This is a genomic window from Pseudomonas sp. NPDC089408 (assembly GCF_044749445.1).
In the GTDB taxonomy this organism is placed as follows: Bacteria; Pseudomonadota; Gammaproteobacteria; order Pseudomonadales; family Pseudomonadaceae; genus Aquipseudomonas.
The window spans coordinates 173,812-186,492 of record NZ_JBIVHY010000004.1; the positions used below are offsets into that span (position 1 = coordinate 173,812).

Genomic DNA, 12,681 nt, shown 5'->3' on the forward strand with positions numbered 1-12,681 from the left:
GTCTGCATGAACCCGCTATACCTGGCCTCCGGCTCGCCCCGCCGTCGTGAACTGCTGACCCAGATCGGCGTGCCGTTCAGCCTCGTCAGCGCCCCCATCGATGAAACCCCACTGCCCGGCGAAAGCGCCCCGGCCTACGTCGAGCGCCTGGCGCGGGCCAAGGCGGCTGCCGGCCTGGCCAGCCTGGGCGTGCCCGCGAAGGCCCCGGAGGGGCACGCTGTGGTGCTTGGCGCAGACACTGCGGTGGTGCTCGATGGTCGTATTCTCGGCAAGCCGGAAAACCGCGAAGATGCCCTGGCCATGCTGGCTGACCTGTCAGGCCGTGAGCATCAGGTACTGACGGCAGTTGCCCTTGACGATGGCCAGCGCGTGCACAGCCTGTGTGTCACCAGCAAAGTAAGTTTCCGCGCGATCAGCGCTGACGAAGCGCAACGCTACTGGGCCAGCGGCGAGCCTGCCGACAAGGCCGGCAGCTATGCCATCCAGGGCCTGGGTGCGGTGTTCGTCACCGGCCTTGTCGGCAGTTACTCGGCAGTGGTCGGCTTACCGCTCAGTGAAACGGCCGATTTGCTTGGCCAGTTCGGCATCGCCTGCTGGCAGTCGCTCGCGCATACGCCTGAGGTAACAAACCCGCAGTAGCCAGCATTGCTTACGCCATCCATCATTAGAAAAAACCTTTGACGAGAGCCTGCCATGAGTGAAGAGATCCTGATCAACATCACGCCGATGGAGTCACGCGTGGCGGTGGTGGAAAACGGGGTACTGCAGGAAGTGCACGTCGAGCGCACCCAGCGCCGTGGCATCGTCGGCAATATCTACAAGGGCAAGGTGGTACGTGTGCTGCCAGGCATGCAGGCGGCCTTCGTCGACATTGGCCTGGAGCGTGCAGCGTTCATCCATGCCTCGGAAATCTCCCAGCGCGAAGGTTCGGCGGTGGAGAACATCACGGCACTGGTGCACGAGGGCCAAGCCCTGGTGGTGCAAGTGACCAAGGACCCTATCGGCAGCAAGGGCGCGCGCCTGACCACCCAGCTGTCGATCCCGTCGCGCTACCTGGTGTACATGCCGCGCAGCAGCCATGTCGGCATTTCGCTGAAGATCGAGGATGAAGCCGAGCGCGAGCGCCTCAAGCAGGTGGTCAGCAACTGTATGGAGAGCGAAAACATCAAGGATGCCGGCGGGTTTATCCTGCGTACTGCGGCCGAGGGCGCGCGTGCCGAGGAAATCCTTCAGGACATCCGCTACCTGCGTCGCCTGTGGGAGCAGATCGGCACCCAGATCAAGACCTGCGGTGCACCTACGGTCATTTATGAAGACCTGGGCCTGGCCCTGCGAACCCTGCGCGACCTGGTCAACCCGAAGATCGAGAAAATCCGCATCGACTCGCGGGAAACCTTCCAGAAGACCACGCAGTTCGTCGGCGAACTGATGCCGGAAATCGCCGACCGCCTCGAACATTACCCTGGCGAACGCCCGATCTTCGACCTGTACGGCGTCGAGGACGAGATCCAGCGTGCCCTGGAGCGCAAGGTACCGTTGAAGTCCGGCGGCTACCTGGTGGTGGACCCGGCCGAAGCGATGACCACCATCGACGTCAACACCGGGGCTTTCGTCGGCCACCGCAACCTCGAAGAGACCATCTTCAAGACCAACCTCGAGGCCGCCACTGCCATCGCCCGGCAATTACGACTGCGCAATATCGGCGGCATCATCATCATCGACTTCATCGACATGGAAGATGAAGAGCACCAGCGCCAGGTGCTGCGCACCCTGGAAAAACAGCTGGAGCGCGATCACGCCAAGACCAATATCATCGGCATTACCGAGCTGGGCCTGGTGCAGATGACCCGCAAGCGCACGCGGGAAAGCCTGGAACAGGTGCTGTGCGAGCCATGCCTGGCCTGCCAGGGCCGCGGCAAGCTTAAAACCCCCGAGACCATCTGCTACGAAATTTTCCGCGAAATCCTGCGTGAAGCCCGCGCCTACCAGGCCGAAGGTTATCGTGTGCTGGCCAACCAGAAGGTGGTCGACCGCCTGCTGGATGAAGAGTCGGGCAACGTCGCAGAACTGGAGGCCTTCATCGGTCGAACCATTCGCTTCCAGGTCGAGTCGATGTATTCGCAGGAACAATACGACGTGGTGCTGCTCTGAGGCCTTCTGAAACACGCGGCTGCATCGTCGCGCTGGCAAAACCTGCGCGACGGGCCATCATGGATAAACGACTTGGAGGGCCACGGCCATGGGACGTCTGACCCGCGTTCTTGTCGCCTTGACCCGCTGGGGGTTGGGCATATGTGCCCTGTTGGCGGTATTGGTGGCGCTGTATGTCAGCCTTGGCCGCGAACTGGTGCCGCTGGTCGCCGAGTACCGTGCCGACGTAGAGAGCAAGGCCGAGCAGGCGCTGGGCTTGCCCGTGCATGTTGGTGCGCTGGAAGGCCGCTGGAGCGGGCTGGCGCCGGTGCTGCGAGTGCGCGACCTGCAATTGGGCGAGGGTGCTACGGCGCTGCGCCTGGACGAGGTCATGGTGGTGCCCGATGTCTGGGCCAGCCTTACCGCTCGTGAAGTGCGCCTGGCGCGCATTCAGCTGGGCGGCCTGCAACTGATCCTGCGTCAGAACGAGCAGGGCGCCTGGAACCTTGAAGGGCTGCCGAAGAAAGACGACACGCCGCTGGACCCTGCCGACCTGTTGCAGCGCTTGCGCCAGCTGGGCCGGGTTGATGTGTTCGACAGCCAGATTACCCTGCACCCCTGGCAGCGCGACCCGCTGACCCTGACTTATGTGAGTGCCGGCCTGCAGGCCGGTGCCTCGCGCCAGGCTTTGGACTTGCGGGCAACCCTGCCCGATGGCCAGCCCTTGGCGCTGAACCTGCGCAGCCGTGTATCAGCCAAGGCCTGGCGTGATGGCCAAGTCGAGGCTTACCTGAGCCTGCCGCAAAGTGATTGGTCGCACTGGTTACCGCCCGCTTTGCTGGGGCAATGGCACGCCGAAGCCTTGCGCGCCGGCGGTGAGTTCTGGGTCGACTGGGGCAAAGGGCAGTTGCAGCAGGCCGTGGTCCGGCTCAATGCGCCTGAACTGAAGGGCGCCTACAGTGGGCGCAAGGCGGCCACCCTGAACAACCTGGCCCTGGGCGCCTGGTTCCAGCGTCGGGAGCAAGGTTTCGATGTTGTTGTCGACTCCCTGGCCATGGACATCGGCAAGTCCCGTTGGGAATCGCACCTGCAGCTGCAGCAACGCACTGGCCAGAGCGACGCCGAGGAAAGCTGGAAGGTGCAGGCCGATCGGCTCCACCTGACGCCGCTGACCCCGTTGATCGACGCCCTGGCGCCGTTGCCGGAAAACGTCATGGCCGTGGTCGATGGCCTCAATGTGACGGGTGCACTGCGCAATGTGCGGCTGGAGGCCCGGCCCAAGGCGGAAGGTGACCAGCGCCTGCAGTTTGAAGCCAACCTGGAAAAGGTCGGTTTCGATGCCTATCACAGTGCCCCGGCAGCCGGTAACGTCAGTGGCAGCATCAGTGGCGACCTGGGCCACGGCGAGCTGCGCCTGGATACCGATGCGTTCATGTTGCACCTGTACCCGATCTTCGCCAAACCCTGGCATTACCAGAAGGCTAATGCACGGCTGACCTGGGCACTGGACAAGGAGGGCTTCACCTTGGTCGCGCCCTACCTCAAGGTACTGGGCGAAGAGGGCAAGATCGCCGGTGACTTCCTGATCCGCCTGTTGTTCAAGGAAGGCCGCGAAGACTACATGGACCTGCGCGTCGGCCTGACCGACGGCGATGGTCGCTACACCGCCAAGTACTTGCCCGAAGTACTCAGCCCGGCGCTCGACGAGTGGCTGCGCAGTGCCATCGTCAAAGGTGCGGTGGACGAAGGCTATTTCCAGTACCAGGGCTCGCTGAACCATGGCGCTGCGCCAGAGGCGCGCAGCATCAGCCTGTTCTTCAAGGTGCATGACGCTGCGCTGGACTTCCAGCCTGGCTGGCCGCAGGTACAGCATGTGGATGGCGATGTGTTCATCGAAGACAGTGGCGTGCGCATCAAGGCCCAGCGCGGCGTGCTGCTGGACACCAAGGTCAGCGATGTGAAGGTCGACATCCCGCATGTCGACGAGGGCCAGCACAGCCACCTGTTCCTTGATGGCAGCTTCGACGGCAGCCTGGGTGATGGCCTGAAGATTCTCAAGGAGGCGCCAATCGGCACGGGTGAGATCTTCGCCGGCTGGGAGGGCGAGGGGCCGCTGAAGGGCAAGGTCAAGCTCGATATTCCGCTGGAACATGGGCAGCGACCGAAAGTGCAGGTGGACTTCGCCACCCGCGATGCGCGTTTGAAGGTCGCCCCGCCAAGCCTTGAGTTGAGCCGCCTGAAGGGTGATTTCAGCTTCGACTTCGACAAGGGCCTGAGCGGCAAAGCCATCAGCCTGCAGGCCTTTGGCAAACCGGTTACGGCGCAAATCACTGCTGAAGGCCAGGCTGGGCAAATGCAGACCCGCATCGACGCCAATGGCCAGGTATCACTCAAGGCGTTGACCGAGTGGCTGCAGTTCAGCCAGGCCCTGCCGGCTTCCGGTGACCTGCCGTACCAGTTGCAGCTGAGCCTGGGTAGCCGGGACAACCGCCTGAGCGTCACTTCCAGCCTCAAGGGCTTGGCCATCGACCTGCCTGCGCCGTTCGGCAAGGCTGCCGCAGAAACCCGCGACAGCCGTTTCAGCATGAGCCTGCAGGGGCCGGAGCGGCGTTTCGATGCGGGTTACAGCGACCTGGCCCGCTTTGCCTACGCGGCCCCGGCCGACAAGTTGCTGCAGGGGCGTGGCGAGTTGCTGCTGGGTACAGGGGACGCTCAGGTGCCAGCCGGTCAGGGCCTGCGGGTACGTGGGCGTCTGGACACGCTGGACCTGGCCCCGTGGCAAGAACAGGCGGAACGCCTGGGCGGTAACGACCCAGGCGGAAGTGCCCGGCAGAACCTGCAGAGCGTCGACCTGAGCATCGGCCAGTTGAAAGCCTTTGGCATGGACCTGAACCAGGCTGTGGTGCGGCTGGCCCGAGGCGGCCCGGCTTGGGACCTGCGCCTCGACAGCAAGGAAGTCATCGGCAATGCGCGGGTGCCGGATGCCAAGGGCGCGCCAATGGTCGTGCGCATGCAGACCCTGCGCCTGCCGGCGCCCAGCCCGGCCGAAAAACAGGCCGAGGAACGGGCGGAGGATGGCCCAGACCCACTGGCCTCGTTCGATCCGCGCAAGGTTCCGGCACTGGACCTGAGCATCGACAAGCTGTACCGCGGTGACGACCTGTTCGGCAGTGCCTCGATCAAGCTGCGGCCTACCGCACGGGGTGTTACCGCCAGCGATATCGACCTCGACTTCAAAGGCCTACGCATTGACGGTGGCGGAGGCTGGGAAGGCGAAGTGGGCAACACCAGCAGTTGGTACAAGGGGCGCCTGGACGGCAAGAACCTGGGCGACGTGCTCAAGGCCTGGGGTTTTGCTCCGACCGTGACCAGCCGTGACTTCCGCCTGGACGTGGACGGGCGCTGGCCGGGTTCGCCGGCTGCGGTGAGCCTGACGCGCTTCTCGGGCAGCATGAACGCGGCGCTGCGCACTGGCCAGTTTGTCGAGGTCGAGGGCGGTGCCCAGGCGTTGCGGGTATTTGGCCTGCTCAACTTCAACTCGATTGGCCGGCGCCTGCGTCTGGACTTTTCCGACCTGTTCGACAAGGGCCTGGCCTATGACCGGGTCAAGGGCCTGCTGGTGGCGAGCAGCGGGGTCTACGTGACCCGTGAGCCGATCAGCGTAACCGGCCCGTCGAGCAACTTCGAGCTGGATGGCACCCTTGACCTGGTCCGTGACCGGGTCGATGCCAACCTGCAGGTCAGCCTGCCGGTCACCAACAACCTGCCGTTGGCGGCGCTGATCGTGGGTGCGCCGGCGGTGGGTGGGGCGCTGTTCCTGGTCGACCGGCTGATCGGTGACCGCGTGTCGCGCTTTGCCAGCGTGCATTACCGTGTCGAAGGTCCAGTGAAAGAGCCTAGAATCACATTTGTGAAACCTTTCGAAAAATCCCGTTAGGAGCGCCCATGAAGGCAGCGGTTATCCAGATGGTCAGCCAGGACGATGTGCTGGCCAACCTGCAGCGTGCCGGTGCCCTGTTGCATCAGGCTGCCTTGGGCGGCGCGAGGCTGGCGGTACTGCCGGAAAACTTTGCCGCCATGGGCCGCAAGGACGCTGCGGCGATCGGCCGTGCCGAAGCCTTGGGTGAAGGGCCGATCCTGCCCTGGTTGAAACGCACCGCCCGCGACCTCAAGTTATGGATAGTCGCCGGTACCTTGCCCTTGCCACCGGTCGGCCAGCCTGACGCCAAGGTCCATGCCTGTTCGCTGCTGATCGACGAACACGGCGAGGTGGCGGCACGTTATGACAAGCTGCACCTGTTCGACGTGGACGTTACCGACAACCGCGGTCGCTACCGTGAGTCGGATGACTATGCCCATGGCGCGCAGGTGGTGGTAGCGGATACGCCGGTCGGGCGGCTGGGCTTGAGCGTGTGTTACGACCTGCGCTTTCCCGAGCTTTACAGCGCACTGCGTGCAGCCGGCGCGGAACTGATCACCGCACCGGCTGCCTTTACTGCAGTGACCGGGGCGGCACATTGGGAGGTGCTGGTGCGCGCCCGGGCCATCGAAACCCAGTGCTACCTGCTGGCGGCGGCGCAGGGCGGCACCCACCCAGGCCCACGGGAGACCCATGGCCATGCGGCGATCGTCGACCCTTGGGGGCGTATCGTCGCAGAACAGGCGCGAGGCGAAGCGGTATTGCTCGCCGAGCGCGACATTGATGAACAGGCGTCCATCCGGGCGCGCATGCCGGTGGTATCGCACCGGCGCTTTTTCTCGCAGGGCGCGTTGCGGCCTGCGCACACCTCGGAGTGACTATGAGCCAGATGTTATCCACCGTCAGTGAGCAGCTCCTGGCCCCAGGCGGCTTGACCCTGGACAGCCTGCAGAGCGTGCTGGGTGAGTTGGCCGGCCCTGGTATCGATGCTGCCGACCTGTATTTCCAGGGGCAGATCTCGGAAACCTGGGCACTTGAAGACGGCATTGTCAAAGAGGGCAGTTTCAACCTCGACCAAGGCGTCGGCGTGCGTGCCCAGTCCGGTGAAAAAACCGGCTTCGCCTACAGCAATGCGATCAACCTCGAAGCGCTGACTTCGGCAGCCCGCGCTGCCCGTTCGATTTCCCGTGCCGGACAGAACGGCACGGTGCAGGCCTTCCGCAGCCAGGAAGTGACCGCGCTGTACGCCGCGGACAACCCGCTCGATGTGCTCAGCCGTGCCGAAAAGGTCGAACTGCTCAAGCGTGTCGATGCGGCCACCCGTGCGCTCGACCCACGTATCCAGCAGGTCAGCGTGAGCATGGCCGGCGTCTGGGAGCGCATCCTGATTGCTGCCGCCGATGGCAGCCTGGCCGCCGATGTGCGCCCTCTGGTGCGCTTCAATGTCAGCGTCATCGTCGAGCAGAACGGCCGCCGCGAGCGCGGCGGGCAGGGCGGTGGCGGGCGTACCGACTACCGCTTCTTCACCGAAGAGCGGGTCATGGGCTATGCCCGCGAAGCATTGCGCCAGGCACTGGTGAACCTGGAAGCCGTCCCGGCACCGGCCGGTACCTTGCCGGTGGTACTGGGTTCGGGCTGGTCGGGTGTGCTGCTGCACGAGGCCGTCGGCCATGGCCTGGAAGGTGACTTCAACCGCAAGGGCAGCTCGGCGTTCAGTGGCCGCATTGGCGAAAAAGTGGCATCGAGCCTGTGCACCATTGTCGACGATGGCACCCTCGAAGGCCGCCGTGGCTCGCTGAGCGTGGACGACGAAGGCACCCCGACCGAGTGCACCACGCTGATCGAGAACGGCGTGCTCAAGGGCTACATGCAGGACAAGCTGAACGCGCGCCTGATGGGCATGGCAGTCACCGGCAACGGCCGCCGCGAATCCTACGCGCACCTGCCGATGCCACGCATGACCAATACCTACATGCGTGCCGGTGAAAGCGACCCGGAGGAAATCATCCGTTCGGTGAAAAAAGGCATCTACTGCGCCAACCTCGGCGGTGGCCAGGTGGATATCACCAGCGGCAAGTTCGTGTTCTCGACCAGTGAGGCCTACCTGATCGAAGACGGCAAGATTACCGCGCCAGTGAAGGGCGCGACCCTGATCGGCAATGGTCCGGAGGCGATGAGCCGGGTGTCGATGGTCGGTAACGACCTGGCACTGGACAGCGGGGTAGGGACGTGTGGCAAGGACGGGCAGTCAGTGCCGGTCGGGGTCGGGCAGCCTACCTTGAAGCTGGATGCGATTACCGTGGGTGGTACCGGGGCTTGATGACCTTGGGGACCATTGTGGGAGCGGGCTTGTCCCGCGAACACCGGCGAAGCCGGTGCCAGCTGGCACCGCATCGCCTGCTTCGCGGGACAAGCCCGCTCCCACAGCAGGCCCCCTTAGCAGAACTCAGCGCAAGCCGCGCTGCAGCTCGTCGAGGTCGCGAATGTACTTGAACACCTTGCGCGCGGCGGCCGGCGGTTTGTTCCGCGCCTTTTCGTGCTGGGCATGGCGTATCAGCGAGCGCAGTTGCTGGCGGTCGGTGTCGGGGTACTCGTTGACGAAGCGCTCGAGGTCTTCGTCGGTGCCGTCGATCAACCGGTCGCGCCAGCGTTCCAGGCCGTGGAAGCGTTCGTTGTACTGGCGGGTCGAGCTGTCCATCTGCTCGAGCAAGGCGTGGATAGCATCCAGGTCCTGTACCCGCATCAGCTTGCCGACAAACGACATGTGGCGTTTGCGGGCACCATGAGCGGTGTGCTTGCTGGCCTCGGCCAGGGCCTTGCGCAGCTCGTCGGTCAACGGCAGGCGCGCCAGGGTGTCGGCCTTGAGCGTGGTAAGGCGCTCGCCGAGTTCGACCAGCGCATGCAGCTCGCGCTTGATCTGGGTTTTGCTTTTTTCGCCGTCGAAGGCGTCGTCGTTTGAATCAACCATGGTGGCAGTCCGCTTGGGTTTTTATGAAAAGTCGCCGAGCGGCGATCAGGCAAGGCGAAAACAGGCGAGGAAGCGGAGTTTACAAATTGTAAATGAGCATTCCGAGCCTGTTTTCAACGCAGCATGATCGTCGCGCAGGCACTTTTCGTACAAAGCATAGAAATCGCCGCCATGATAACCAGCCGGGGGCCGCTTGTCCGGCCCGGTCGTAGAATGACCCTCGCCGAACGCAGAATTTGAGTGGAGAGAACCATGAGTGCAGTCCAGAGCGTAGGTCCGAAAGACCTGCCAGCATTGCAGGAGCAGGTCGAGGCAATCATCGCCGAGGCGCGCCGCCAAGGGGCCAGTGCCTGCGAAGTGGCAGTATCGCTGGAGCAGGGCCTGTCCACCACAGTACGCCAGCGCGAGGTCGAAACGGTCGAGTTCAACCGCGACCAAGGCTTCGGTATCACCCTCTATGCTGGCCAGCGCAAAGGCTCGGCCAGCACCTCGGCCAGTGGCCCGGAAGCGATCCGCGAAACCGTCGCCGCTGCGCTGGCGATTGCCAAGCATACGTCGGAAGACGAATGCTCCGGCCTAGCCGACGCGGCGCTGATGGCCCGTGAGATCCCGGACCTGGACCTGTACCACGACTGGGACATCGAGCCCGAAAAGGCCATCGAGATGGCCTTGGCCTGCGAGGCGGCGGCGTTCGACGCCGACCCGCGCATCCTCAACGCTGACGGCACTACCCTCAACACCCACCAAGGCTGTCGCGTGTATGGCAACAGCCACGGTTTCATCGGTGGCTACGCCTCGACCCGGCACAGCCTGAGCTGCGTGATGATCGCCGAAGGTGACGGGCAGATGCAGCGTGATTACTGGTATGACGTGAACCGCCAGGGCAACCTGCTGGCCGACCCGCGCAGCATTGGCGTGCGGGCTGCCCAGCGTGCCGCCAGCCGCCTTGGCGCACGCCCGGTGCCGACGTGCGAGGTGCCGGTGCTGTTCTCGGCCGAGCTGGCCGGCGGCCTGTTCGGCAGCTTCCTGTCGGCCATCTCCGGTGGCAACCTGTACCGCAAGTCGTCGTTCCTTGAGGGCACCATTGGCCAGCGCCTTTTCCCTTCCTGGCTGACCCTCGACGAGCGCCCGCACATTCCGCGCGCGCTGGGCAGCGCCGCGTTCGACGGTGATGGCCTGGCCACCTACGCCAAACCGTTCGTCGACAAAGGCGAGCTGGTGTCGTACCTGCTGGGGACGTATTCGGGGCGCAAGCTTGGGCTACCGAGCACGGCCAACTCGGGCGGTGTGCACAACCTGTTCGTCAGCCATGGTGTTGAAGACCAGGCTGCACTGATCCGCCGCATGGGCCGTGGGCTGCTGGTGACCGAGCTGATGGGGCATGGCCTGAACATGGTGACCGGGGATTACTCCCGTGGTGCGGCAGGGTTCTGGGTCGAGAATGGCGAGATCCAGCACGCGGTGCAGGAAGTGACCATTGCCGGCAATATGAAAGACATGTTCCAGCAGATTGTGGCGATTGGCAGCGATCTTGAAACCCGCAGCAATATCCATACAGGCTCGGTGCTGATCGAGCGGATGACGGTGGCGGGTAGCTGACTGTTAGCCTGCTCTGGCCTCTTCGCGGCGGTTCGACGCCTCGATAAACCCGCTCCTACAAGGACCGCGTCAGCATTGAAGGCTGTCCAGTCCTTTGTAGGAGCGGGTTTATCGAAGCGTCGAACCGCCGCGAATGGGCCAGTGCAGGCAACAGAGAATTCTCAGTGAAACAAACAACCCGGCCCCCACGCCGGGTTTTTTATTCATCACCTTTTTCTTGAAGTGATTCTGTTTATCACTTAATAATGAATATCATTATCCAGTAACCCGGCGATGATGTTCATGAAACCCGTCCTCCGCGAACTGCCCTACCTGGAAAACTGGCGCTGGCTCAGCCGGCGCATCCGCTGCGCGCTCGAACCCGACGAGCCGCGCCTGATCGAGCATTACCTGGCCGAAGGCCGCTATCTGGTGTGCTGTACCGAAACTTCGCCATGGACTGTGGCGCTGACCGCCTTCCGCCTGCTGCTGGATACCGCCTGCGACCGCATGCTGCCCTGGCATTGGCGCTGCCTATGCCTGGACCAGGCCTGGCGGCCGCTGCTGGACTTGCGCAACCTCGACCGCCAGGAACAGAACCAGCGATGGCAGACCTACGCCCTGCAGTTGGCCAATTGCCGACTGCTGCCGTCGATTTCCCCCGATGAACTGATGCAAGGATTTGATGATGAGTGATACCCGTATCGAGCGTGACAGCATGGGTGAGCTGCAGGTGCCGGCCCAGGCCCTGTACGGCGCCCAGACCCAGCGCGCGGTCGACAACTTCCCGATCAGCGGCCAGCGCATGCCGGCCCAGTTCATTCGCGCCTTGCTGCTGGCCAAGGCCGCTGCGGCCAAGGCCAACGTCGAGCTGGAGCAGCTGTCTGCCGCGCAGGGCCAGGCCATCGCCAAGGCCGTCGAGCAACTGCTGGCCGAGGATTTCATCCAGCACTTCCCGGTGGATGTGTTCCAGACCGGCTCCGGCACCAGCTCGAACATGAACGCCAACGAGGTGATCGCCACCCTGGCCAGCCGTGTACTGGGCGAGGCGGTCAACGCCAATGACCACGTCAACTGTGGTCAGAGCAGCAACGACATTATCCCGACCACCATTCACGTCAGTGCCGCGTTGGCCTTGCACGAGCAACTGCTGCCGGCGCTGAGCCACCTGGTGCAGGTGATCGAGACCAAATCGGCGCAGGTGCACCAGTACGTGAAGACCGGCCGTACCCACCTGATGGATGCCATGCCGGTGCGCATGAGCCAGGTGCTGGATGGCTGGGCAGCGCAGGTCAACGGTGCCAAGGCACACATCGAAGCCACCCTGCCCAGCCTGCAGGCGCTGGCCCAGGGCGGTACTGCCGTGGGTACCGGCATCAATGCCCACCCACAGTTCGCTGCCGGCTTCGCCCGCCAGCTCAGCGGCCTGACCAAGGTCGAGTTCACGCCAGGGCAGAACCTGTTCGCCCTGATTGGCTCGCAGGACACTGCCGTGGCCCTGTCTGGGCAGCTCAAGACCACCGCCGTGGCGCTGATGAAAATCGCCAACGACTTGCGCTGGATGAACTCCGGCCCGCTGGCTGGCCTGGGTGAAATCGAGCTGCAAGGGCTGCAGCCAGGCTCCTCGATCATGCCCGGCAAGGTCAACCCGGTGATCCCGGAGGCTACTGCCATGGTCGCCGCCCAGGTAATCGGCAACGACACTACCATCGCAATTGCGGGCCAGTCCGGCAACTTCGAGCTGAACGTGATGCTGCCGGTGATCGCCCGCAACCTGCTGGAAAGCATCGAGCTGATGGCCAACGTCAGCCGCCTGCTGGCCGACAAGGCCATCGCCAGCTTCAAGGTCAACGAGGGCAAGCTCAAGGAAGCCCTGGCGCGCAACCCGATCCTGGTCACTGCGCTGAACCCGATCATCGGCTACCTGAAGGCCGCCGAAATCGCCAAGACCGCCTACAAGCAAGGCCGCCCGGTCATCGATGTGGCGCTGGAGCACACCGACCTGTCGCGTGACCAGCTGGAAGCCCTCTTGGACCCGGAAAAACTCACCGCCGGCGGTATCTGACCCTGTGTCACCGCGAAGGAG

At 63.9% G+C, this 12,681-nt stretch carries 9 protein-coding genes; 8 read left to right on the top strand and 1 reads right to left on the bottom strand.

The features are described from left to right. The first annotated feature begins 6 nt into the window (after positions 1 to 6). The 5 genes from ACIP02_RS08925 to tldD all read left to right on the top strand — a co-directional run bounded on the left by ACIP02_RS08925 (position 7) and on the right by tldD (position 8,369). Positions 7 to 639: a Maf family protein gene (locus ACIP02_RS08925; RefSeq protein WP_400615342.1), complete on the top strand. Its 633-nt coding sequence runs from the start codon at positions 7 to 9 to the stop codon at positions 637 to 639. 54 nt (positions 640 to 693) lie between these two features. Next, positions 694 to 2,151: a ribonuclease G gene (gene rng, locus ACIP02_RS08930; protein WP_201198720.1), complete on the top strand. Its 1,458-nt coding sequence runs from the start codon at positions 694 to 696 to the stop codon at positions 2,149 to 2,151. An 88-nt stretch (positions 2,152 to 2,239) separates the two neighbouring features. Beyond that, positions 2,240 to 6,067 carry a YhdP family protein gene (locus ACIP02_RS08935; RefSeq protein WP_400615345.1) on the top strand — a complete coding sequence of 1,276 codons (3,828 nt, stop codon included), beginning with the start codon at positions 2,240 to 2,242 and terminating at the stop codon, positions 6,065 to 6,067. An 8-nt stretch (positions 6,068 to 6,075) separates the two neighbouring features. Then, the gene (locus ACIP02_RS08940; RefSeq protein ID WP_400615347.1) at positions 6,076 to 6,927 is read left to right on the top strand and encodes a carbon-nitrogen hydrolase family protein; all 852 of its coding nucleotides are present in this window, start codon (positions 6,076 to 6,078) and stop codon (positions 6,925 to 6,927) included. Positions 6,928 to 6,929: 2 nt separating this feature from the next. After that, the gene (gene tldD / locus ACIP02_RS08945; RefSeq protein ID WP_400615349.1) at positions 6,930 to 8,369 is read left to right on the top strand and encodes a metalloprotease TldD; all 1,440 of its coding nucleotides are present in this window, start codon (positions 6,930 to 6,932) and stop codon (positions 8,367 to 8,369) included. Between the two features lie 126 nt (positions 8,370 to 8,495). Here the strand turns inward: tldD and yjgA are convergent, their stop codons facing one another. After that, the gene (gene yjgA, locus ACIP02_RS08950) at positions 8,496 to 9,017 is read right to left on the bottom strand and encodes a ribosome biogenesis factor YjgA (RefSeq protein ID WP_400615351.1); all 522 of its coding nucleotides are present in this window, start codon (positions 9,015 to 9,017) and stop codon (positions 8,496 to 8,498) included. Between the two features lie 252 nt (positions 9,018 to 9,269). On the opposite strand from yjgA, the gene pmbA reads away from it, so the two are divergent. From pmbA to ACIP02_RS08965, 3 genes are all read left to right on the top strand, one after another. Further along, positions 9,270 to 10,616, top strand: coding sequence for a metalloprotease PmbA (pmbA, locus tag ACIP02_RS08955; RefSeq protein WP_400615353.1), 1,347 nt, complete (start codon positions 9,270 to 9,272; stop codon positions 10,614 to 10,616). Positions 10,617 to 10,889: 273 nt separating this feature from the next. Continuing rightward, positions 10,890 to 11,291: a FagA protein gene (locus ACIP02_RS08960; protein WP_400615355.1), complete on the top strand. Its 402-nt coding sequence runs from the start codon at positions 10,890 to 10,892 to the stop codon at positions 11,289 to 11,291. Next, a complete protein-coding gene (locus ACIP02_RS08965) occupies positions 11,284 to 12,660 on the top strand; it encodes a class II fumarate hydratase (RefSeq protein ID WP_400615357.1) in 1,377 nt (458 codons plus the stop codon). The genes ACIP02_RS08960 and ACIP02_RS08965 overlap by 8 nt, the downstream gene beginning before the upstream one ends. Positions 12,661 to 12,681 lie beyond the last annotated feature (21 nt).